At 34.2% G+C, this 24,266-nt stretch carries 25 protein-coding genes; 11 read left to right on the top strand and 14 right to left on the bottom strand.

Annotated features, from left to right (window positions below; all coding sequences use genetic code 11):
* Positions 1-3: 3 nt before the first annotated feature.
* Together argS and CD147_RS03790 are read right to left on the bottom strand one after the other, a co-directional pair.
* Positions 4-1,665, bottom strand: coding sequence for an arginine--tRNA ligase (gene argS, locus CD147_RS03795; protein ID WP_103166113.1), 1,662 nt, complete (start codon positions 1,663-1,665; stop codon positions 4-6).
* Positions 1,665-2,078: a YwiB family protein gene (locus tag CD147_RS03790; protein WP_103166112.1), complete on the bottom strand. Its 414-nt coding sequence runs from the start codon at positions 2,076-2,078 to the stop codon at positions 1,665-1,667. The genes argS and CD147_RS03790 overlap by 1 nt, the downstream gene beginning before the upstream one ends.
* Before the next feature lie 344 nt (positions 2,079-2,422).
* Here CD147_RS03790 and larA point away from each other — a divergent pair, with 344 nt between their 5' ends.
* From larA to larC, 4 genes are read left to right on the top strand one after another with little or no spacing between them, the layout of a single operon-like run.
* Positions 2,423-3,691, top strand: a complete 1,269-nt coding sequence (gene larA, locus CD147_RS03785; protein WP_103166111.1) for a nickel-dependent lactate racemase — start codon at positions 2,423-2,425, stop codon at positions 3,689-3,691.
* A gap of 18 nt (positions 3,692-3,709) precedes the next feature.
* Positions 3,710-4,537: an ATP-dependent sacrificial sulfur transferase LarE gene (gene larE / locus CD147_RS03780; protein WP_167409761.1), complete on the top strand. Its 828-nt coding sequence runs from the start codon at positions 3,710-3,712 to the stop codon at positions 4,535-4,537.
* 12 nt (positions 4,538-4,549) lie between these two features.
* On the top strand, positions 4,550-5,308 hold the full coding sequence (gene larB / locus CD147_RS03775) for a nickel pincer cofactor biosynthesis protein LarB (RefSeq protein WP_103166110.1): 759 nt from the start codon (positions 4,550-4,552) through the stop codon (positions 5,306-5,308).
* Positions 5,309-5,323: 15 nt separating this feature from the next.
* Positions 5,324-6,520, top strand: a complete 1,197-nt coding sequence (gene larC / locus CD147_RS03770) for a nickel pincer cofactor biosynthesis protein LarC (RefSeq protein WP_103166109.1) — start codon at positions 5,324-5,326, stop codon at positions 6,518-6,520.
* 133 nt (positions 6,521-6,653) lie between these two features.
* On the opposite strand, the gene CD147_RS03765 is transcribed toward larC, so the two are convergent.
* The 5 genes from CD147_RS03765 to CD147_RS03745 all read right to left on the bottom strand — a co-directional run bounded on the left by CD147_RS03765 (position 6,654) and on the right by CD147_RS03745 (position 10,917).
* Complete coding sequence (locus tag CD147_RS03765) at positions 6,654-7,160, bottom strand: YwhD family protein (protein ID WP_103166108.1); 507 nt, start codon at positions 7,158-7,160, stop codon at positions 6,654-6,656.
* Positions 7,161-7,234: 74 nt separating this feature from the next.
* Entirely contained in the window at positions 7,235-8,551 is a 1,317-nt protein-coding gene (locus CD147_RS03760; protein ID WP_174694344.1) for an HD domain-containing protein, read from the bottom strand.
* Positions 8,552-8,568: 17 nt separating this feature from the next.
* Positions 8,569-9,045 (bottom strand): GNAT family N-acetyltransferase, encoded by a 477-nt coding sequence (locus tag CD147_RS03755; protein ID WP_103166106.1) that lies wholly within the window; start codon positions 9,043-9,045, stop codon positions 8,569-8,571.
* Positions 9,046-9,149: 104 nt separating this feature from the next.
* The gene (locus CD147_RS03750) at positions 9,150-9,701 is read right to left on the bottom strand and encodes a flavodoxin family protein (RefSeq protein ID WP_103166105.1); all 552 of its coding nucleotides are present in this window, start codon (positions 9,699-9,701) and stop codon (positions 9,150-9,152) included.
* A 280-nt stretch (positions 9,702-9,981) separates the two neighbouring features.
* Complete coding sequence (locus CD147_RS03745) at positions 9,982-10,917, bottom strand: aldo/keto reductase (protein WP_103166104.1); 936 nt, start codon at positions 10,915-10,917, stop codon at positions 9,982-9,984.
* A gap of 147 nt (positions 10,918-11,064) precedes the next feature.
* Here CD147_RS03745 and hypR point away from each other — a divergent pair, with 147 nt between their 5' ends.
* The 4 genes from hypR to CD147_RS03725 all read left to right on the top strand — a co-directional run bounded on the left by hypR (position 11,065) and on the right by CD147_RS03725 (position 13,838).
* Positions 11,065-11,505 (top strand): redox-sensitive transcriptional regulator HypR, encoded by a 441-nt coding sequence (hypR, locus tag CD147_RS03740; RefSeq protein WP_103166103.1) that lies wholly within the window; start codon positions 11,065-11,067, stop codon positions 11,503-11,505.
* Entirely contained in the window at positions 11,492-12,814 is a 1,323-nt protein-coding gene (merA, locus tag CD147_RS03735; RefSeq protein WP_103166102.1) for a hypothiocyanous acid reductase MerA, read from the top strand. The genes hypR and merA overlap by 14 nt, the downstream gene beginning before the upstream one ends.
* 284 nt (positions 12,815-13,098) lie before the next feature.
* Positions 13,099-13,302, top strand: a complete 204-nt coding sequence (locus tag CD147_RS03730; RefSeq protein ID WP_103166101.1) for a cold-shock protein — start codon at positions 13,099-13,101, stop codon at positions 13,300-13,302.
* Positions 13,303-13,634: 332 nt separating this feature from the next.
* Entirely contained in the window at positions 13,635-13,838 is a 204-nt protein-coding gene (locus CD147_RS03725) for a cold-shock protein (RefSeq protein ID WP_103166100.1), read from the top strand.
* Positions 13,839-14,056: 218 nt separating this feature from the next.
* Here CD147_RS03725 and CD147_RS03720 read toward each other — a convergent pair whose 3' ends face one another.
* The 6 genes from CD147_RS03720 to pta all read right to left on the bottom strand — a co-directional run bounded on the left by CD147_RS03720 (position 14,057) and on the right by pta (position 20,102).
* A complete protein-coding gene (locus CD147_RS03720; RefSeq protein WP_103166099.1) occupies positions 14,057-14,398 on the bottom strand; it encodes a YuzB family protein in 342 nt (113 codons plus the stop codon).
* Positions 14,399-14,671: 273 nt separating this feature from the next.
* Positions 14,672-15,748 (bottom strand): phosphomevalonate kinase, encoded by a 1,077-nt coding sequence (locus CD147_RS03715; RefSeq protein ID WP_103166098.1) that lies wholly within the window; start codon positions 15,746-15,748, stop codon positions 14,672-14,674.
* Positions 15,749-15,760: 12 nt separating this feature from the next.
* Positions 15,761-16,744, bottom strand: coding sequence for a diphosphomevalonate decarboxylase (gene mvaD, locus CD147_RS03710; RefSeq protein ID WP_103166097.1), 984 nt, complete (start codon positions 16,742-16,744; stop codon positions 15,761-15,763).
* A 4-nt stretch (positions 16,745-16,748) separates the two neighbouring features.
* Positions 16,749-17,672, bottom strand: a complete 924-nt coding sequence (gene mvk / locus CD147_RS03705) for a mevalonate kinase (protein WP_103166096.1) — start codon at positions 17,670-17,672, stop codon at positions 16,749-16,751.
* Positions 17,673-18,273: 601 nt separating this feature from the next.
* On the bottom strand, positions 18,274-19,113 hold the full coding sequence (locus CD147_RS03700; RefSeq protein WP_103166095.1) for a lipoate--protein ligase family protein: 840 nt from the start codon (positions 19,111-19,113) through the stop codon (positions 18,274-18,276).
* Entirely contained in the window at positions 19,113-20,102 is a 990-nt protein-coding gene (gene pta, locus CD147_RS03695; protein WP_103166094.1) for a phosphate acetyltransferase, read from the bottom strand. Before pta ends, CD147_RS03700 begins: the two co-directional genes overlap by 1 nt.
* Positions 20,103-20,275: 173 nt before the next feature.
* Here pta and hemQ point away from each other — a divergent pair, with 173 nt between their 5' ends.
* From hemQ to CD147_RS03680, 3 genes are all read left to right on the top strand, one after another.
* Complete coding sequence (gene hemQ / locus CD147_RS03690; RefSeq protein WP_103166093.1) at positions 20,276-21,025, top strand: hydrogen peroxide-dependent heme synthase; 750 nt, start codon at positions 20,276-20,278, stop codon at positions 21,023-21,025.
* A gap of 398 nt (positions 21,026-21,423) precedes the next feature.
* Entirely contained in the window at positions 21,424-22,191 is a 768-nt protein-coding gene (locus CD147_RS03685; RefSeq protein ID WP_103166092.1) for a threonine/serine exporter family protein, read from the top strand.
* Between the two features lie 12 nt (positions 22,192-22,203).
* Entirely contained in the window at positions 22,204-22,656 is a 453-nt protein-coding gene (locus CD147_RS03680) for a threonine/serine exporter family protein (RefSeq protein WP_103166091.1), read from the top strand.
* Between the two features lie 84 nt (positions 22,657-22,740).
* Here the strand turns inward: CD147_RS03680 and CD147_RS03675 are convergent, their stop codons facing one another.
* On the bottom strand, positions 22,741-24,219 hold the full coding sequence (locus CD147_RS03675; protein ID WP_103166090.1) for an APC family permease: 1,479 nt from the start codon (positions 24,217-24,219) through the stop codon (positions 22,741-22,743).
* Positions 24,220-24,266: the final 47 nt, after the last annotated feature.

Here is a 24,266-nt window from a genome sequence, read left to right as displayed (position 1 = left end):
AATTTACATTGTTTCTGGTGCAGATACTCCTACTAATGCTAAAACATTGTGTAATGTAATTCTAACTGCCTCCACTAATGCTATATGTGCTTTAGTTTTTTCTACATCGTCTGTTAAGACTTTTTCAGCATTATAGAATTTGTGGAATGCTGAGGCTAAGTCTTGAATATAGTTAGTTAAACGATGTGGCGCACGACTTGCCGCTACATGTTCAATTGTAGGTTCAAATTCTGCAACTTTTTTCAATAAGTCGATTGCTTTTTCATTAGTAATAGTACTAAAGTCTGCCTCTTTAGTTACTTCAACGCCTTGTTCTTTAGCCTGTTTTAAGATTGAACAAATACGCGCATGTGCATATTGTGCATAATAGATAGGGTTGTCTTGTGACTTTTCTTTTGCAAGTTCTAAGTCAAAATCAAAGTGTGAGTCAGGACTACGCATTGTTAAGAAGTAACGTGCTGCATCGATGCCCACTTCATCCATAATATCACGTAATGAAATAGCATTTCCTGTACGTTTACTCATTTTAACTTCTTCACCATCTTGCATTAAACGTACCATTTGCATAATTTGAATTTCAAGGCGATCACTATCAACACCAAATGTTTCTAAACTTGCTTTAAGACGATTGATATAACCATGGTGATCAGCGCCCATTAAATCGATTAAGATATCGTTGCCACGATTGATTTTATTATAGTGGTATGCTGTGTCTGGAGTGAAATAAGTATAATTACCGTCTTTTTTAATTAATACACGGTCTTTATCATCTTTAAAGTCAGACGTACGTAACCATGTTGCACCATCCGCTTCATATGTGTAACCAAGTTCATGCATTTTAGCTAGTGTGTTATCAATGGCGCCATTTTCATATAATGATGTTTCACTAAACCAGTTATCAAAGTGCACATTAAAATCTGCTAAGTCTTTCTTTAACTTATCCATTTCATAATCTACGCCTAATTGTCTAAACGTTTTAAGACGTTCTTCATCTGAGTAATCTTTCATCTCAGGATGTTTATTAGCTAAATCTTTACCAATTTCAATGATATCTTTGCCGTTGTAGCCATCTGCTGGCATTTCATGACTTGTATCACCAAGTGCTTCAAAATAACGTGCTTCGATTGAACGTGCCAAATTAGTAATTTGATTACCAGCGTCATTAATATAATACTCACGAGTGACCTCATAACCTGCTGCTATTAAGATATTCGCTAAAGAGTCTCCTACCGCTGCATTTCTTGCGTGACCAATATGTAAATCTCCTGTTGGATTGGCAGAAACATATTCTAATAGAATCTTAGTATTTTTTGATTCTTCAGCATGACCAAATTTATCACCTTTATTAATGGCTTCTGGTATGACTTGAGTTAAATAGTGATTATCTAAATAAAAGTTAATAAAACCTGGTCCAGCAATATCTACTTGTTTAACATTAGCTTTACTAGTATCCAAATGATCTACGATTGCTTGAGCAATTTCGCGCGGGTTACGTTTAGCAATTTTAGTTAATACCATAGCAATGTTTGTAGCATAATCGCCATTTTTTGTATCTTTTGGAATTTCAATTTTAATTTCCGGTACATCTTCTGTAAGACCAGCTTTTTTAATGCTTGCTTCAATTTCTTGTACTAACGTGGCTTTTACTTGTTCAATAATATTCATTAGCTTATCTCCTTATAATTAATTTCATATTGATATGAGCCCATTTTTTCATTATTTTGATGTAATTCGTATTGAATTTTTAATTTCCCACCATTATCGTTTACAAAATGTAGTATGCTGCGTGTTTTAACCGTTAACGGAATACGACCAGCTGGAATATCATAGAGTGTTACCGTATCTTGACCTTCAACAAAATGAAGATTCATATTAATATCACCTTTGCGTATTAATTTTACACCTTGTTCTTCAATCTTGATTGTTACATTAACAATCGCTTCTTCAATCCGTTCTTGATAGCGTATAAAGTCTGCACTCTTTTTTTGCCATGAGCCTTGAGTAGCAAACTCGAATTTTTGCTTTTCATCATTTTGTTTTAAGACTTGCTTCGTTTGAATATCTATGTTCTTATCCAACGTTTAACTCACCCTAATTCCTAATTAATACACCACATTATAGCACAAATCCCATAGTGCTTGTAGTCGTCAACTTCCCATACATTGAGTCAATTTAGTACTGTGAAAATTTAATTTATAATAAACTAGACTGAATAATTCTAACCTGCTTAAATAATAACTACATCTCCCGACTTTTTATTTTTATCACCGATGCAAAACCTCTTAAAACCAGTTTACAATCTATTGCCCTCTATTCCTTACCATTAAAATAAGATATATATTATGCTATAATTTAACATGTAATAAACAAGTAATTTTATAATTATTACGGTTTGACATCAAGACTTATGGAGGGATAGAAAGTGAAAACGCATGTCCTATATGGCAAGTCTGAAGTAGAAGTCAATGTGCCCGATGATAGCACAGTAATTGAACCCCAAACTATCGACGCGATAGATGACTATACTTCAACAATTCAAAATGTTCTGAGAAATCCTACGGGCTCTAAGCCTTTAAAAGAACTTGTAAAAAGCGATGATATCGTTTCAATCGTTATTAGTGATATTACGCGCCCAACGCCTAATCATATATTAGTACCTTTATTAATTGAAGAATTAAATCATGTGCCACGTGAGAACTTTGTAATTATTAATGGCACAGGTACACATCGTGATCAAACACGTGATGAACTTATTCAAATGTTAGGCGAAGATATTGTTGATAGCGTAAAAATCGTGCATAACCACTGTAATGAAAAAGAAAGTCTTGTTAAAGTGGGACACAGTAAATATGGTTGTGACGCTTATTTAAATAAAGAGTATGTGGAATCTGACTTTAAAATTGTTACTGGTTTTATTGAACCCCACTTCTTCGCTGGCTTTTCAGGTGGGCCTAAAGGTATTATGCCTGGTATTGCTGGTATCGAGACAATTCAAACATTCCATAATGCGAAGATGATTGGTGACCCACGTTCAACTTGGGGAAACTTAGAAGATAATCCAGTGCAAGATATGGCACGAGAAGTTAACACAATGTGTAAACCGGATTTTATGTTAAATGTTGCTTTAAACAAAGATAAAAAAATTACCGCTGCATTTGGTGGCGATGTGTTCGAAGCACATAAAGAAGGTTGTGCATATGTTAAAGAACATGCCATGTTTAAATGCGAGGATCGATTTGATGTCGTAATTGCCTCTAACTCAGGCTATCCACTCGATCAAAACTTATATCAAACGGTAAAAGGTATGAGTGCAGCTAGTAAAGTCGTAAAAGAAAATGGAAACATTATTATGGTATCTGAATGTGCCGATGGGTTCCCAGATCACGGAAAATTCGCTGAAATATTTAAAATGGCTGATACCCCACAAGGCATTTTAGATTTAATTCATGATCCGAACTTTTCCGAAGTCGATCAATGGCAAGTCCAGAAACAAGCAAGTATTCAAACATTTGCCAATGTATATGTTTATTCAGAATTAACTGACCAACAATTAAAAGATTCAATGTTAAATCCAACTTCAAATATTGAACAAACGATTGCAGAATTAGAAAAACAATATGGTTGTAAACTAAGTATTGGGGTTATGCCACAAGGCCCGTTAACTATCCCATACGTAGAAGACGAAGAATAATTGGAAGGAATGATATACATGACTGAATTACAAAATAAAGAATTAAAATTAGATTCACTACTTCAAGAAATGAAAAGTGTAGTTATCGCTTTTTCTGGGGGTGTGGACAGTAGTTTTGTTCTAAAAAAAGCGATTGATGTTTTAGGTATTGATAATGTAAAACCAGTCGTTGTGAAATCTGAACTTTTCAGAAATGAAGAATTTAACCAAGCAATTGACTTAGGTCGAGAAATGGGTATCGAAGTAATAGAAACTGAAATGTCTGAATTAAACGATGCTAATATTGTTAAGAATACACCTGAAAGTTGGTACTATAGTAAACGTTTAATGTATAGCAATTTGTCTCAAATCAAAGAAGATTTAGGTCTCAATTATGTATTAGACGGTATGATTATGGATGATTTAGAAGACTTCCGTCCTGGTTTAAAAGCGAGAGAAGAATTCGGCGTACGTAGCGTCTTACAAGAGGCTCAATTATATAAAACAGAAATTAGAGAACTAAGTAAACAATATAACTTACCAGTATGGAATAAACCTGCATTGTGCAGTTTAGCGTCTCGTATTCCTTATGGTGAAGAGCTAAGCTTTACTAAAGTAAACAAAGTGAATGAAGCTGAAAAACACATTTTAAATTTAGGAGTTAATAATGTACGTGTACGTTATCACCATAATATTGCACGTATTGAAGTAGCACAAGAGGACTTAGCAACTGTTATTACAAACAAAGATAATATCACATTGCGCTTAAAAGAACTTGGTTTTGACTATGTTACTGTAGATTTAGAAGGTTACAGAACTGGTAGTATGAATGAAGTTATCGATACAACTTCAACTAAATTAGTATAAGGAAGTATACACATGAGTAAAGATCCTAGCTCTATCGAAGACTTGCTCGAAAGTGTAAAATCAAATCAAATATCAATTGATGAAGCTAAAGCCCAACTCAGTCACTATGACGAATTGGGCTTTGCTAAAATTGATTTACATAGAGCACAACGTCAAGGTTTCCCTGAAGTTATTTTCGGTCAAGGAAAGACGAAAGAACAAATTGTTAAAATTATAACTAGTTTACTTCATCATAATAACGTTATTTTAGTCACGCGAATTGATCAAGATAAAGCAACCTATGTTTTAGAACATCATCCAAATTTAGCACATTATGCAGAGGCTAATATTGTATGTACTCCGTTAGATGAAATTGAGAAGTCAGAACATTATATTTCTGTATTATGTGCAGGTACATCAGATTTACCCATTGCCGAAGAAGCGGCTATTACAGCCGAAGTGATGGGCATTCAAGTAAAACGTTTTTATGATGTAGGTGTATCTGGAATTCATCGTTTATTCGCTCATATCCAAGATATTCGTCACGGGAAGGTTTCTATCGTCATTGCAGGCATGGAGGGCGCGCTTTCTAGCGTTGTAGGTGGTTTAGTAGATCATCCTGTTTACGCAGTACCGACTAGTGTTGGCTATGGGGCCAATTTAGATGGAATAACTACACTATTGTCGATGATTAATTCTTGTGCTCCAGGAACAAGTGTACTCAATATTGACAACGGTTTTGGAGCTGGTTATAACGCTGCGATGATTATTAACATGCTAGAAAACACATAGAATGGAGCTAAAATTATGAGTAAAGCTTTATATTTAGATTGCCATGCTGGTATAGCAGGTGACATGCTACTTTCTGCTTTAGTTGACTTAGGCGCCGATGCTAAAAAAATTGAAAATGAACTAAAACAGTTACCTATTGATGATTTTGCATTACATTTTGAAAAGAAAGTTAAACAAGGTATCAACGCTATGACGTTGAATATCGACTTTCATGAACATCACCATCATCGTAAAGCTTCAGATATTTTCAAAATGATTGATGAAAGTCACTTAGCAGATCGGGTTAAAGCACGGAGTAAAAAAATCTTTGAAACTATTGGTTATGCTGAAGCGAAAATACATGGCATGACCCTCGAAGATGTGCACTTTCACGAAGTCGGTGCCATGGATTCAATTATCGATATTATTGGTGGCTGTATCGCACTTGAACAACTCGATATTGAAACATTATATTGTTCAGCCATTCCAACAGGAAATGGCAAAATCAATATTGCTCATGGTATTTACCCTATCCCAGCGCCTGCTACTGCTGAAATTCTAAAAGGCATCCCACTAGCCGATTTCGATGTTCAAAGTGAATTGACAACACCAACTGGGGCTGCATTTGCTAAAAGTTTAGTTTCCAACTTTGGACCTTTTCCCGCTGCTACGATGACCGAAATTGGATATGGCGCAGGAAATAAAGATTTTGAATTTCCAAACATTTTACGTGTTATTCAATTTCAAGATGCCCGAGAAAATACAAATGACCAAGTCCAAGTGGTAGAATGCCAAATTGATGATATGACGCCTGAAATGCTAGGACATTTTATGGATATAGCGCTAAAAGACGGGGCGTTAGACGTGTACTACACACCTATCACAATGAAAAAGAATCGACCTGCCATTCAATTAACTATCATTTGTAAGGTCAATGAAAAACATCATATTGAAAATATAGTACTGAGTCATACCTCATCATTAGGTGTAAGAAGCTATACAGTAAATCGTCGTATTTTAAGTCGTGCTTTTCGTAAAATAAAAACTCAATACGGCGAAATTACAATTAAATTCTCTTTAAAAAACGGCAAGATTTTAAAAATGAAACCTGAGTATGAAGAGATGAAAAAAGTAAGTACAGAAGAAAGTATTCCTTTACAAAACGTTTATAACGAGGTTATGAAAGTATTATATAATCATTATAAAGTGGGCGACGAATTAACTGAAGAATAGCCTTCGCTTTAGAATAAAAGTTTTGTATAAAACGAGGCGTGAAGAAGATAATTAAGTAGAATCCCTCTTCACGCCTCTTTATTTCAGTCAACGATTTCTAAGCTAAAAACTAAGATATCTTTAACTTTTAAATTTATTTTAATGCTTCGAATAACTCTTCGCTAGAATTATTCCACATTTCTTCATTATGTGATTTCAAGAAATCTTTTAAAACTTTTTTATTATCTTCTCCAATATGATCAACGATAATTTTATGTTTCATAGATTTGTCCATCATATTAACGTGTTCAGGCATACTCTTATATCCACGGCGAATACTTTTATTAACCAATAAATAGCAAGCTGTAACACCTGCATAGTAAGGCCCATTTTCGCCACGTTCGGTAGTTACCCAACATAGCCAGTATTCTTTAGCTTCTTCGCCTTCTACTGTTTCTTTATCAGTAATCCATTTTACGCCCTTTTCAACTTGAGCACGCGCATGCATGCCTCCAATATCAATAAACGCTTCTTTCTTCGCAACATCTATAAAGACAGGAGCAATATTATCTAAACTAATTGATCCAATATTTGTACCCTTATGGCCATCTAAAGGATCATTCTTAATAATATTAAATTTAAAACCTTTGTTCTCAGACACTGTTACACCTCCAAAAACTTAATTTTTATATTTATTATATTATGAGTTATTGATGAAACTTTCAACGAATCTATTTAATTCATTTCATTTAGTAAATTAATAATAGAACCTTTAATCTGTGGATTTTTAATATTAAGTATCATTTCTTTTGGATAGTATAATTTATAATCTTCACGATTGATACCTGTAATACTTGAAATTACAAGGGACTGACTACTTATTTCTCTAATACTCCCGTTTCTTCTTAATAAATGAATCGGTTGTCGATTTGAACCAGGTCGGTCATAATCGTATGGTAAATCTGAGAAAGCTTCACTAACAAAGTAATAATCAGCGTCTATGCCACCTTCAATAAATAGTTCTTGTAATTCAGTGATCGTAATAATCGAACCATCAAATGGTATGTATTTAAATAAATCACGATTAATAAATCTTCGTGCTAAATCACTAAGTATTGCATCATTCTCATTAACCCATTTTTTCAAATAATATAGCACTACGACTTCATCTAATTCTACATACTGTTCTATAGTAATAGTTTCTTCGAAAAATGGTACAAAATCTTCTGGATACATTTTAAAATGATAGCCTTCTTTATACAATTGTTTTACTCGCTTCAAACAATTATTCAATAAAACTTCTCCACCTCTACTAACCGGATGGAAGTAAATTTGCCAGTACATTTGATATCGGCTCATAATGAAGTTCTCAACAGCATGCATACCGCTTTCTTTAATAAGCACTTCATCTTTAGATGGTCTCATTAAACGCAGTATTCTCTCCATATCGAATGTTCCATAAGATACACCTGTAAAATAAGCATCACGTTGTAAATAATCCATACGGTCTGCATCAATTTGAGATGAAATCATAGAAATTACCAATTTATTTTTATGCGTTTTATTAATAACATCAGCCACATCTTGCGGAAATGATTCAGAAACACGGCTTAATACTTGATTTACTTCAGTTGGACCAGTGATAATTGCCTGTGTAAAAGCCTCGTGGTCAGTATTAAATATCTTTTCAAAGCTATGTGAAAAAGGCCCATGTCCTAAATCATGTAGAAGCGCAGCACATAACGCTAGTGGTCTATCCTCATCGTTCCACGCCTCGCGCCCTACAAAAGTTTCATCAATCATACGACGTACGATTTCATAAACACCTAGAGAATGTCCAAAACGACTATGTTCTGCAGTATGAAAGGAAAGATACAAAGTACCCAATTGTTTAATACGACGTAAACGTTGAAATTCTTTAGTTTTAATCAAATCCCAAATAAGCTGATCTTTAACATGAATGTATTTATGAATTGGATCTTTAAATACTTTCTCTTCAGCTAATTTCTGTTCAACATATGATGTTTGCGTCAAACTTATCCTTCCTTTCATATTAGTATATTAATAAATTATATTTTTTTCTTCATTAGCGCTAAATCGAGTTGTTCCCCATACATTTCCGGTTGGTAAGAACGAATGATTTCAAAACCTTGTTCTTGATAATAAGCGATGGCACCTTTATTCTTATTATCTACTTCTAAATAGACGGCATCGTATTTACCTTTGAAATGAGCTAATCCATTTTTAAGTAAATCTGTACCATAGCCTTTATGTTGACACTCTGGATGAACATAGTGTGCGGATAAATATAAGTCTGTACCATATATAAAGTTTGCAAACCCTACAATTTCCTCTCCATCTATAGCAACTAAAAATAATTGTTCTTCTAAACGTTTTTTTAAATGTTGTTCATTATATGAAGCAGCAAGTAACTCGTTAATCGTTGATGCGGCATAAATATTTAAATATGTGTTATACCATGCCTTAGTAGCAATATCTCTAATAGCTACTACGTCATTTGCTGTCGCTTCTCTGACTTTATACATACTTGATTCTCCTGACTCTACAATGGAATTAATAATGAAATTATATCACAGACCGCAAGCAAGCGCTCAATATAGAAGTTAAGCTAAAAATGACTGGAAGTTTATTATAGTTTAGTTGCGTTGCCTAAACTTTCTTTCCATTCTTTAGCTCTTTCTAGAGCAAATACATCTTTAGAAATATCGCCTGGTCTTTCAGCCGTACCAATAATATATCCGTTTAATTCTGCACCTATAAAACCTAATGTATATTTCATTTGAGTAATACAAGGTTTCGCTTTTACTTTAGGGCAATCTCCACCCACTAAGACTAAACGGAAATCTATATTCGCCATCTTCTCTTTAAAATCACTATAATTAGGATCTATAAGTGTTTCAGACCAGTGATCAATAAACGCTTTTAATAATGCTGATACACTATACCAATAAACTGGAGATGCAAAAATAACTACGTCACTTTCTAGCACTTTATCTATAATTCCTTTATAGTCATCTTGATATGTAGTAATGTCTTCGTTCTCATGACGTAAATCTCTCACAGGATTGAATTGATATTCCGTTAAATCTATCCAGTCATATTCTAGCCCCTCTAACGCTAACTTTGTTAATTGCGCAGTATTACCTTCTGGGCGGCTACCACCAAATAAAACTGTAATCATTAATATTCCTCGCTTTCAATTAATTTATCCATTTATGTATAAGATATCGTTCATTATTTTATTATTATGTTAGAAATTTATAACTTAACTTTATGCCTCACTTATTGCTTACACAATGTGTTAGTACCCTATTCAGTACATATTTATGTAAGTTCCTTAAATTTTATTCTAGAAGCAAAAAAACTTCTTCATGATTTAAGGACTTAAAAACAGTCTCTAATTATAAAAAGCTCCTACACATATATAAACGGTGTAGGAGTCTTAATTACTTTATTTTTCATTATTTAATTGGAAATAGGTCATCAATTTTTTTAATCTCTTCATCACTTAATGTTATCTTAGCCGCCTCAATATTTTCTACAACTTGTTCAGCACGTTTTGCGCCTGGAATCACTACATCAAGTGCTGGACGTGTAAGATAGAAAGCTAAGACTATGTTAGCTATAGAAGTATCATGTGCATCTGCAATTGTTCCCAATTCTTTCACACGACGCACATTATCTTTAAATACTTCTGGTTGAAAGTCACGACGCGTTGCACGATGATCATTGAATGTTTGGTCTTCGTCATATTTACCTGCTAATATTCCAGATGCTAATGGGAAATAAGGGACGAAAGTAATATTGTTGTCAGCTGCATACTTCATTATTTCTTCATTTTCACGGTGTAATAGGTTGTATTCTAATTGAACTACGTCTACATAACCATCCTTATTAGCATCTTTAAGTTGTTCTAATGAGAAATTAGAAACACCAATTGCTTTAATTTTACCTTCTTGTTTAAGTTCTTGTAACGCAGCAACCGCTTTATCTTTTGGAGTATTTTCATCTGGAAAATGAATGTAGTATAAATCAATATAATCTACTTGAAGACGTTTCAAGCTATTCTCAACTTGTTGTTTTAAGTATTCTGGATCGTTGTTTTGAATGACTTCATCATTTTCTTTAATAACATGGGAGCCTTTAGTAGCAATTTGAACCTTTTCACGAGGGTATTCTTGAACGACTTGCCCTACTAACTCTTCAGAACGTTCTGGTCCATAAATATACGCAGTATCTAATAAAGTAATACCGTTATCGATGGCATTTCTAACAACTTCTTTACCTTGTTCTTCATCTAAATTTGGATACAAGTTGTGGCCACCTACTGCATTTGTACCGAGCGCGATTGGAAATACATGTACATCTGATTTACCTAATTGTACTAACTCTGGCATTAAAGATCTCTCCTTCTATTATCACTTTAGAATTAATTTCTCTTATTATATGATTTACCCGTTTCCTTTTAAAGTCATTCATATTGACTTTTCTCATATAATATATTTTAATGTAACTAACGAAGTTACATTAAAGGTGGTGAAGTAGTGAATTTAGAATTTAATATTTCTGTTCATGTACTTAGTTTTTTAACTAAACATAATGATGAACATTTCAGTAGTCAAGAATTAGCAGAGCTTACTTGTCTTAATCCAGTACAATTACGTCGTGTAACGACCATACTAACTAATCATGGTTTCATAACTACCCTTCGTGGGCAAAGAGGCGGATATCGTGCAAATGACACTACACCTACAATTAAATTATCTACTTTGTATCAAATGTTTGTAGTAGAGAAAACCAAATCACAACGAATTTTCACAGGTAGCGAACATAGTCATTGTGCTATTTCAAGAAACATCGCACATACTATGTCTCACTATAAAGAACGAGAGTTAGCATTAACACTCGATTTTTACAGTCAATTAACAATTAATGACGTTATTCAAGATATTATTAAGGAGGATACAACACATGTCACATTATAATTTATTGATTATCGGCTTTGGTAAAGCAGGAAAAACACTTGCTAAATATGTAGCATCACAAGGACAAAGCGTCGCCCTAGTAGAACAATCATCGGAGAACTACGGTGGCACATGTATCAATCATGGCTGCATTCCTTCAAAGGTCCTTGTTTATGATGGTATAGAGAATGTAAACTTTGAGACTGCCTTTTCAAGAAAAAAAGAAGTGGTAAGTGCCTTAAATAAGAAAAACTATGGCAACTTAGCAAATGATGATAATATCGATGTTCTAGATTTCAAAGCTCAATTTAAATCTAATACTGAAGTGAATTTAGTAGATAAGAATGGAGAGGTAGCACATACAGTTACTGCTGATAAGATTGTTATTAATACTGGCGCTAAATCTAATATACCGTCTATTAAAGGGATTGATACAGCACAAAATCTTTATGATTCACGCGGTTTATTGAATATTGAGTTTCAACCTAAAGATTTAGTCATTATTGGTGGCGGCTATATTGCACTGGAGTTTGCTTCTATGTTCGCAAATTTCGGTTCCACAGTCACTGTTATCGAACATAGCGATCAAATTATGCCGAGAGAAGATAAAGAAGTAGTAGAACATGCTATAGCTGATTTAGAAGCTAAAGGCATTACGTTTATTACAGACGCGAACATAGATGAATTTAAAAATGACGATTCACGTACAGTTGTAGAAACATCTAAAGGTATATTTACTGCTGATGCTGTATTATTAGCTACTGGCCGTATTCCAAATACTGACTTAGCGTTAGAAAACACTGATATTTCCCTAGGTGAACGCGGAGAAATTAAAGTAAATAACCACTTGCAAACTTCAGTAGAACATATCTATGCAGCTGGAGATGTCAAAGGAGGCCTACAGTTTACTTATATTTCATTAGATGACTTTAGAATTTTAAAATCCGAAATATTTGGTGATCACTCACGTACGACAGATAACCGTAGTGTCATTCCTTACACAGTATTTATCGATCCGCCATTATCTCGTGTCGGTTTAACTGCTAAAGAAGCGCAAGAGCAACATTACAACTATGTAGAAAATAAAATTCTAATTAACACTGTACCTCGTCACAAAATTAATAATGATGGACGTGGTATATTTAAAGTAGTTATTAATAAAGACAATAATGAAATTTTAGGGGCTACCTTGTATGGTAAAGAATCTGAAGAAATCATTAATTTAATTAAATTAGCCATTGATCAACATATCCCTTATCACGTATTACGCGATAATATTTATACACATCCTACTATGGTTGAATCATTTAATGATTTATTCAATATATAAGAACTACATTAGATAAAACTTTAAAATTAAATTTTCAATTTAACTATGAAGCATAATTAACCCTAGCTTATCAGTATTTTAAGCACTTTTAACAAGTATAAAAATTTTTTATCATTATTTTTTATAATGAAAATCTTTACTTATTAACGAATATCAGTTATAGTTGGACTTACGTAATAAAAGCTCGTGTATTTAATTGTAGTGTGTTTATCTAGAAATGCTCTCCTTTTTATAAATGAATTTGTTACAAATATTAAGTGCAAAAGCACATGGAGGTATTCTATATGAATAACGGTACAGTAAAATGGTTTAACGCAGACAAAGGTTTTGGCTTCATCGAAAGAGAAGACGGTGACGACGTATTCGTACACTTTAGCGGTATCGCTGGTGAAGGTTTCAAAACGTTAGAAGAAGGTCAAAAAGTTGACTTCGATATTACTGAAGGTCAACGTGGCGAACAAGCAACTAATGTTGTTGTAATGTCATAGGATTGAACCTATATTAACACTAAGAAGGAATCATTTTCTTCTTAGTGTTTTTTTATGTGATTATTTAGTTAGTTTTCGATAAGTTTTAAACTATAAGCTTAGGATCAATCTCATGAGTTACAAGGGTTAAAGACGCTATATTAATATATAAATTAAACTTATCATTATTTTTATTGATAAAAAGCTTTACTTATTAATAAATATGAGTTATAGTTAATCTAACGTAATAAAAGCTCGTGTATTTAATTGTAGTGTGTTTATCTAGAATGCTCTCTTTTTAATAAATGAATTTGTTACAAATATTCGTGCAAAAGCACATGGAGGTATTCTATATGAATAACGGTACAGTAAAATGGTTTAACGCAGAAAAAGGTTTTGGTTTTATCGAAAGAGAAGATGGTAACGATGTATTCGTACACTTCAGCGGTATTGCTGGCGAAGGTTACAAATCATTAGAAGAAGGCCAAAAAGTTGAATTCGAAATCACTGAAGGTCAACGTGGCGAACAAGCAACTAACGTTGTAGTAATGTCATAGGATTAAACCTTACTTGAGAACTAAGAAGAATTTATTCTTCTTAGTTCTTTTTTTATGAGCAAAACTCACAACTAATGTAATTCAGAATATAGCGTCATCCCTTTTCCCAAATAATAATGCATCAAAAAGAAGGCTCTTCGAATTTTAACTTTAACCTAGAATTTTGAAGATCCTCTTCTTTTAAAACGATATGCAATTATTATTTCTAGTCTTCTGTCTTATTTCGTGGCTTTACGCTTAGCCAATTTTTCTTTTAATTTTTTATCCTGTTCTTCTTTACGACGCTTGCGTTCTTCATTACGTTTTCTCAAACGTTCTTCTTCTTCAGGATCACGCGGTTTTTTAAGTTGCGTTGTCACTTTCTCCATTAGTTCATCTTCAGTTAGCGCAGCAAGTGGACGGTTATTAATAAACGCAAAAGTTTTACGACGTCCAGGGCCACAATAAGATTGGCATCCTATTTCAATTTCAGCTTCAGGGTCTAATTTTTCAAGTTTTCGCTTTAATGATTTTAGATTAACCGCCTGACATTCATCACATATTAAGAATTTATTTTTCACCTTGCTACCCACCTTTCTCTCTATAGCCACAACTATGTAGCGAGGTTAGACTATTTATATCTTTACTTTAGAAGACGCACATTATCGAACATTCTAAAGATAACCTGAAAATTTACTAGCTCACTCTAACCTCTATCGACTAATTTAACTCTAATAATTTTACTCTTTTTACCGGAAAATTCAAGCACTGTTTCAAAGAATACATATTTCTAAAAAAAGAGTAAGCTCATAATTCCTCTTCCGAATTCTGACTCACTCGTTCCTTTCAACTCATTATTGACCGTGATAAATTCTAAATTTTAATGGTTTAATACCATGTGCTTCCCACTCACTATAAATGCGTTGCTTATCAATTTTTTTATCAATAATAGTAATACCACAATCGCCTCCACCAGCACCCGAAGTCTTCGCAGCACCACCGAAACGCTCACCAATATCACACAATAGCTTTAAATTTTCCGTTTCAATATCAACGGTTGCTTCATTATCCATTTGTTGAATAATGCCACGATTTTGGCGAATCATTTTTTGTACACCTTTAATATTATTAGTTTTAAAAGCGTAAATTAAATTTTCAACACAAGAATGTGATTGATCTAAAAATTTACCATAAAAAGTAGGATCTGATTTAAGGCGTTTTACTTCACTTACTAAATGAGGAGAGGACGCTGGAGAACCTGTCCAGCCTATTAATACCTCCATGTTCTCAGGAGCTTGAAGTGGCTCAATATGAAGCCCTGGCCAGTTCTTTTCTAATACATCATTTACAGAAGTCTCTTCCATTTGTTGCTTAACCCAGTCGTGGTCAAATGTACTATAAGCAAGCCAACCACTGTAAACACTCACTGCAATATCACCACAAGAACTCAAACTTTGCAATCTCATGTTTGCAATAACTGCCAATTTATAAATATATAAGTTAGATAATTGCATTTCATAAAACTCATTTAAGACTTTCACAACTGATACTAATACAGCTGCACTTGAACCTAAGCCGTATTTTTGGCCTGATGCATCATCTAAATTACTATCAATCGTTAAATGAAAATGTTTTAACTTAACATTGCAACTTCTAGCATACTGTTCGAAAACTTCAATCGCTGTGACGACATATTTTAATCGATTAGCCGCATGAGAATCCGAAATTTCAATCTTATCTTCATTGCGATAGAAGGTGATTGGTTCATAATGTAATGTCTTAGAATGAATTGTACCCGTTATCTCATTTGAAGCTTCAATGGCAGCTGTAACAAAACGGTCTACCGCGATTAAGACCGACTTATAGCCTGGCTCAGTCACTGCATATTCACCTGCTACATAAAGCTTTCCTGGCGCTTTCACCTGAATCATTATATCTCTTCCTTACTTAATTATTTCAATTCCTGATTTAGTGATATCACTTGTAATAATTTGTTCTTGGTCAAATGTTTGTAGAAATTTATCTACAATTGCTTGTTGGTTTTTCTTTTCAATAAGAACTTTAACATTTGGGCCTGCGTCCATTGTAAAGTAACAAGGAAGCCCTGCTTCTCTACATTCATGGACAATACGCATTGCCTCATAACTTTCTGGAACTAAATATGTAAATGGTGGTTGCGCGCCTAAATTAGTCGCATGCATACGTAACCCATTTGCTTCAATCACTTCACCCATACGTTTGAAATCTTTATTAGAGATTGCTTCTTTAGTTTCTTTCAAATCCGCATCTACATGATCTAACCAATATTGATAGAAACGTGAAGTTTCACGTGTTAACGACATACCTGAACGGCTTGAAACTTTTTTAGATTTATTATTAATCACAACGAAGATCATAGCCAAGTCGTCTTCCCAACCTTTTGCATCAATGCTATGTGCGAATGAAGTCGCATCGTCTTGACCCTTTTCCCATTCGGCAAAGCCACCGAAGACACTGCGTGAGGCTGAGCCAGACCCACGACGGGCTAAGCGAGATAAGTCTTTATCAGATAAACCTAATTGGAGAGCTTCATTACATGCACCAGCTAATGCTGCGTATGCGCTAGCTGAAGAAGCTAACCCTGCCGCTGTAGGGACAAAATTTTCACTTTCAATTAGTGCATGTTCAGTAATGCCCGCTTCTTTACGAATCATTTCCATGTAACGCTTAATCTTGACACTTTCTTTAGCATTCACTTGTTCGCCATTAAGAACTAACTGGTCTTCAGTTAATGCCTCATCAAATGTTACACGCGTTTCAGTATAAAAACGCTCTAATGTAACTGATAAACTATTATTCATCGGAATAATCAGCGCTTCGTCTGCTTTACCCCAATATTTAATCAGTGCAATATTCGTATGTGCACGTGCTTTACCGCTCTTTTTCAATGGTTTATCCTCCTAACTTCTCAATCCATGTGTGTTGTGCTCCAGCTTTTTCTGCAACCGCTACAATATTTTTAGCAGTCTTTAACTCTTTCGCTAAAATTAGCATACTACCGCCACGACCGCCACCAGTTAACTTACCAGCGACTGAGCCATGTTGTTCGCCTAATTTAAGCAACATCTCAATTTTCTCGTGACTTACAGTTAATGTTCTTAAATCATCTTGGCATTGGTTGAAAACATCCGCCAATTGATCAAAACTATGATGTTCGATGGCTTCACTTGCAGAATATACTAAAGAGCCAATATGTTTAATAATGTCCATATATTTTTCATCGTTATCACATAATTGATGAACGTCTTCAACCGCTTGTTTTGTCGATCCTTTAATGCCTGTATCAATAACAACCATATAGCCATCTAAATCTAATGTTTTAAGGATTTCTACTTCCCCTTTTTGATACCATACAGGTTGGTTGGTGACGATTGTTTTAGTATCGATTCCGCTAGGTTTACCGTGAGCAATACGTTCAGCCCAATCCGCATTCTCTAATAATTCTTCATCTGTTAATGGTAAACCTAAATAATCATAACTCGCTCTAATAAATGCTACAGCTACTGCCGCACTTGAACCTAATCCTCTTGAAGGAGGTAAGTTTGCTTGGATTCGAACTAATAAAGGCTCCTCTACTTCTTTAATCTCAACGAAATGACCGACTAATGATTTCAAATGTTCTGGTGCATCATACAAAGGTCCGTCATAGACATCACTTTGAATCGCTGAATAACTGCCTTTTTCCAAACTTTCAATTAATACTTTAACTTTTCCTGAAGTAAACGGAATCGCAATTGCCGGTTGTCCAAATGTTACCGCATGCTCACCGATTAATATTATTTTACCGTTAGACTCCCCATAGCCACGTTGTACCATGATATCTCACCTTTAATATTCTTTCTGAAAATTATTTCGAGGCTCGCATACACATCCATTGTGCTATACATCCTCAATTGTTATCCCGTATTGTCTGTAATTATGTAGGACGCTAGGACACTATAAACTCATACTCTCTACATCCGATTAACCGACTTTAAAAAGTAAGGGCACCTTCTGGCCTTCCTACTTTGTTTATTTATCATTAATTGTTTAAATATCTATTTTTCTATAAAAATATATTTAGCTATATCTATCAAAATTAATTTTAATAAAAAATTATGTTATAAAACTCATACCAATAAATAGTATAAAACTTTGTTGAATTTAGTTCAAAACTTAAAAATATAAATACCCTAAAATTCGAATTTAATAACATAATCTTATGCCTTATGACATTTTTTTAAATTAGTCCACCTAAACTATATTACTATAAAAATTATTAGGAATATAGCAATTTGCGATGATTTTCATAGATTATTAGGTCTAAAATTGTTTTTTTGATGCGAAAAATAAAACCAATCCAATTTTGTCATCTTTTCAAAAAAAGAGACTTTTCACTACTAATAAAAAGTAATAAAAAGTCTCTAACGTCTATTCATTATTCGGCCATGGAACGGTTCATCTTTTCGTTACGCTCGATCATTTTATTGAAATAACCATCGTAACGTTGCCATTCATCATCTGTAATGGAGTCCATGTTTAACTTGCCGCCTAAATCCTTAATCGCATGTAGTAATTGGAACATTACATCTTGCACTTTAATTTCACGTTTAAACAACGTTTCTAATGATGCCATACACTCTGGTTGAATATCTGGATAACTAAATTTAGTTATCTCACCTTTAAGTGCATGTTCATAAAAGACACGCATCATTTCAGCACGTTCGGCACCAGAGCCTTCTACGCATAAATATATTTGAACGGCAATACCACCACGTACGCGTCGTTGTGATATACCTGCAAACTTTTTGCCATCAATACTTAAATCAAATTTCCCAGGACAATAAGAATGCTCAATTTCTCGAGTATCTATCTCAACATCTTCGTCTTCAAACATTTTACAAATTAATAAGTACATAACTGTAAATGCTTCATCGATAGTTGTTTCAGTTTGTCCCTTAAAAATAAGCGAGATATTTAAAACACCTTGATCAAGTACCACACCGAGTCCGCCTGAATTTCTCACAATTGCATTATAACCAATCTCATCGGTTAAATACTGTATACCGTCTTTAAGGTACGGCAGACGAGAATCATGAATACCAAGTATCACGGTATGTTGATGAATCCAAGTTCTTACTACGTTACATGATAAATCTTTTCCTACACTTTCTGAAAACGTGTCATCAAACGCAAATGACTGCATTGGCGCTAAGCCAGAAGAATGGTCTATATAGCGCCAATCAATGTCATTAAAATATTTGCTTGCTAAATCCATTATTGTAATGTTTGAGCAGCAGTGATAATTGATAATTTATAAACGTCTTCAGTTGAGCAACCACGTGATAAGTCATTTACAGGTGAATTTAAGCCTTGTAATACTGGGCCAACTGCGTCGAATCCACCTAAACGTTGTGCAATTTTATATCCGATGTTACCCGCTTCTAAGCTTGGGAATACGAATACATTTGCATCACCTTGAAGTTTTGCACCTGGTGCTTTTTTCTCAGAAACAGAAGGTACGATAGCAGTGTCGAATTGGAATTCACCGTCGATAACTACATCATCTAATCCTTCAGATTTAATTTTTTCTTGTGCTAATTGAACAGCATTTGCAACTTTATCAACGTCGTCAGATTTAGCTGAACCTTTAGTTGAGAAACTTAACATTGCTACGCGTGGGTCCATGCCAAAGCTTTTAGCTGATTTAGCACTTTCAACCGCGATTTCTGCTAAGTCAGATGATTCTAAAGTTGGATTGATAGCACAATCACCAAAGACATATTGTTGGTCATCTTTAATCATAAAGAAGATACCAGAAGTTTTAGATACACCTGGTTTAGTTTTGATAATTTGTAAAGCAGGACGTACAGTATCACCAGTAGAATGTGCAGCACCACTTACTAATCCGTCAGCGTGACCTGCATAAACTAACATTGTACCGAAATAGTTCACATTATTTAATAATTCGTCCGCTTGTTCTTCAGTTGCTTTACCTTTACGGCGTTCAACGAAAGATTTAACTAATTCTGGTTTTAATTCACTTGTAGATGGATTGATGACTTCGATATTTGAAACATCTAATCCTTTATCTTGAGCTAATAAATTAATTTTGTCATAGTCACCTAATACAACAGGTGTTACATAATCAGTTGCTTGTAATTGTGTAGCAGCTGTTAATACACGTTCATCTTCACCTTCAGGTAATACGATTCTCACATTTTTTCCTGAAAGTTTTTCTTGTAATACATCTAATAAACTAGACATAAGGCCCTCCTAAATAATTTCATAATTATGTTTGCACCTTAATTATACTTTATTTTATAAGAGATTTCCATTTCACTAATTTGTAATCATTTAGGTATGTCTCCTCATATGCTTTATGATAAAATTTAACCTGTATTAAGTGATAAATATCTTAATTTAAAGGAGCGATAAACATGAGCGAAGCAGCTGAAACTTTAGATGGTTGGTATAGCCTTCATTTATTTTACGCTGTAGATTGGGCGACGTTTAGATTAGTGCCCGAAGATGAACGCGAAGCGATGATTAATGAGTTTAAAACATTTATTAATGATAAAGCTAGCGCTAGAGATAACCAAGCAGGTGACTATGCGCTCTACAATATTACTGGGCAAAAAGCCGATATTTTATTATGGTATTTACGTCCAGAAATGAAAGAATTAAATGAAATTGAAAATGAATTAAATAAATTACGCATTGCCGATTTCTTTATTCAAACGTATTCTTATGTTTCTGTAATTGAATTAGGAAATTATTTAGCAGGTAAATCCGATGAAGATCCTTACCAAAATCCACATGTAAGAGCGCGCTTATATCCTGAACTACCAAGATCAGAATATATTTGTTTCTACCCAATGGACAAACGCCGTAATGAAACATATAACTGGTATATGCTACCAATGGAAGATCGTAAAAAACTAATGTACAATCATGGCATGATTGGTCGTAAATACGCAGGTAAAATTAAACAATTTATTACTGGCTCTGTAGGTTTCGATGATTACGAATGGGGCGTAACATTATTTGCAGATGACGTCTTACAATTCAAGAAAATCGTCTACGAAATGCGTTTTGACGAAACAACTGCTCGCTACGGCGATTTTGGCGGGTTCTATATAGGTCACATCTTAAACACTGAAGATTTTGAAACATTCTTTGCAATTTAATTACAAACGAAATAGCGATATAAAATGAGGGTTCAAGTTGGAAATACTGTTTCCAATTTGAACCCTCTGTCTCTAGGGCTTATCCCCTAGCTTCTTCGTGTAGTATGTGTTGGGAGAACTTAATTACTACTCTGAATCATTAACATTTGTAACAACATTGTCACTACCCAATATTGTTCACAAATTGTTAACTAATTATTATTTAACCAAATTGTAATATTTTGAAACATTATGTGGAAAATTTGTTTATACTTTTTTGTTTAAGTCTACTACAATATTATGAATTCGACTTTTTATGAAATTAATTTATCAAATTGTAAACATTTCATTAATAATAAGTAGTATTTTCAATATGCATACACTATAATAATGAGTACATATTAACAAATGGTGATGAAATGGATAAAATAAAAACAAATGAAAACGCAAATGAAAAATTAATCAAAGATGTGGTTATGATGGCCGGCCGTATTTTATTAGAGTCAGGAGCAGAAGGCACCCGGGTCGAGGATACGATGACACGTATTGCCCGTAAATTAGGTTATTCCGAAAGTAATAGTTTCGTTACCAATACAGTAATTCAATTTACATTACATAACGAATCGTATCCACGAATTTTTAGAATTAACTCACGTGATACTAATCTCATTAAAATTTCTCAAGCAAATGAAATTTCTCGCCTTATTACTAAAGGTGCAATTTCTCTCGAAGATGCAAAGAAAGAACTAGAACATATTTACGTGGCTAAGCGAGACAGCAGTTTACTATTTAAAGGAATTGCTGCAGCTATTATTGCTATTAGCTTCCTCTATTTACAAGGGGGCCTACTTATTGATGTCTTTACTGCTTTACTAGCTGGTGGTTTAGGTTATTTAGTCGTTGAAATTCTAGATCGGCGTTTACATGCACAATTTATACCAGAATTTATAGGTTCCTTAGTCATTGGAATTATCTCTGTTCTCGGGCATTCACTTGCTCCTAGTGGTGATTTAGCCACTATCATCATTGCCTCTGTAATGCCGATTGTACCCGGAGTACTTATTACCAATGCCATTCAAGATTTATTCGGTGGTCATATGTTGATGTTTACTACGAAATCGCTAGAAGCCCTCGTTACTGCTTTTGGTATCGGCGCTGGCGTAGGCTCAGTATTAATTTTAGTTTAGGAGTGCACACGCATGTTTTGGATATTAAATTTATTATTTAGTTTTATGTCTTCATTCTTTTTCTGTGTAATATTCGATGCTCCTAGAAGATTATACTTATCTTGTGGTTTTGTAGGCGCATTTGGTTGGATGGTTTATATTCTGTTTTATCATGGTTTTAGTATTCATACGATTTATTCAAGCTTTCTTGGCAGCCTAGCATTAGGTCTAATTAGTCATTACATGGCCCGTAGAAAGAAAGAACCGGCTATTATCTTTATGGTCCCAGGTATTATCCCTCTCGTGCCAGGAGGTCTAGCTTTCGATGCGACAAAGAACCTCGTCTTATTAGAATTCGGACAAGCGATTAACACAATGCTTGAAGTGACGCTTATTGCTGGAGGAATTGCTCTGGGGTTACTATTCGCAGACCAAATCTCTAAAATTATCATATCCGGCTTCGATATAAGAAGGAAACGTATTTAACTTCATTTTAAATATAAAAGCTTCGAATGGTATTTAGACAATCCATTCGAAGCTTTAACTGTACCTATTTATATTATTTTCTATCTATTTATTCGTATCTTCTATCATTTCTTCAACTTCATTTTCAGAACGATTTAATATCAAGCGACTTAATTCATCACTATCAATTCTCTTCAATTTAGGATAACGAATCGCAAAGAAAATTAATCCGATAATAAGCCAACCACCTAACGCTATATATGATGGCGTTGAAAGTGCTGCTGGTGAACCAGGCACTAATAATAATAGAAGGAAAATGAATGACACGATTGAGCCTAAAATTGCAAACGTCTTATAGATTGGCCCATACGTATTACTTTGTTTATTGTAACTAAACAATTTAGCTGCTGATAAACATGTTACAAAGTAGGCAATAGATACACCTGTTGATGACATATCCACAATCCAAGTTAAGGCAGTACGGCCTAACCAAGGCGCAATTAATGTTACTGCTACTAGGAAGATAATTGCCACATAAGGCGTTTTATATTTACTGTGTAATGTGCTAAAAGCTTTTGGCATAATGCCAGAACGTCCCATTGAGAATAGTAGACGACTCGCACTCATTAGGAAACCATTTAAACCTGTAAATATTCCCATAATAATGGCTATAGCTAATACACCTAAACCTACATAACCAAATGCACTCTGTGTCTCAGCACCAGTGACCCATAAATTACCATTCAAACTAGCATTATTTGTGCTTAACCAACCTGTATATAGAAGCATAACAACATAAGTTAATGAAGCTGCTAACAAACTATACACGATTAGTTTAAATGTTTTATTTGGTGGAAAGTTAAATTCTTCAGCAGTTTGTGGAATGTTGTCGAAACCAACGTAAGCCCACGGTGCCACGGCTACAATCATAATAATTGAAGTAAACCATCCACTCTTAGGATTTGCTAATGGTTGTAAGTTTCCAAAATCGAAATTATTACCAAAGAATGAACCGACAAACATTAAAATAACTACAATGACCATCGCTACACAGAAATAATACTGTAACGAACCAGAAACACTTGCGCCACGAATCGCAACGAACATGAATACAAGTAATAAGACGGTCGCTATAATTATCTCAGTTATGTACACATCCCAGCCTGCAATGGTATAAAGTCGCCCATTATTTAATATATTTGGTAATAAGAACTTAACTAATAAACTAAATGCGGTGGCATTCAATGCTACCACGCAAACGTATCCAAACGTTAAAAACCAAGATGAGAAGAAACTAACGTATCTTCCGAAACTTAAGTAACTAAATGCAAATGCCCCACCTGAAACGGGGAACTTTTCAACTAGTGCGCCATAACTTACTGCGATTAAAATCATTAGTAATGCCCCTATAACGATACCAATCGATGCAGCAATCGGGCCAGATTGTTTAATCCAATCGCCAGGTAAGATAAACGCACCCCAACCTATACATGAGCCATAAGCAATTGCCCATACAAATTTTTCGGAAAGGTTTTTCTTCAAATCCCCTCTATCTATATTCGGATTCTCTTTTTCTTTACCCATAAAATAAACTCACCTCAAGTATATTTAATACCCTTAAGGTGAGCGAT

This window comes from Staphylococcus devriesei (genome assembly GCF_002902625.1).
Lineage (GTDB): Bacteria > Bacillota > Bacilli > Staphylococcales > Staphylococcaceae > Staphylococcus > Staphylococcus devriesei.
This window is presented reverse-complemented; position numbering and strand designations above follow the sequence as displayed.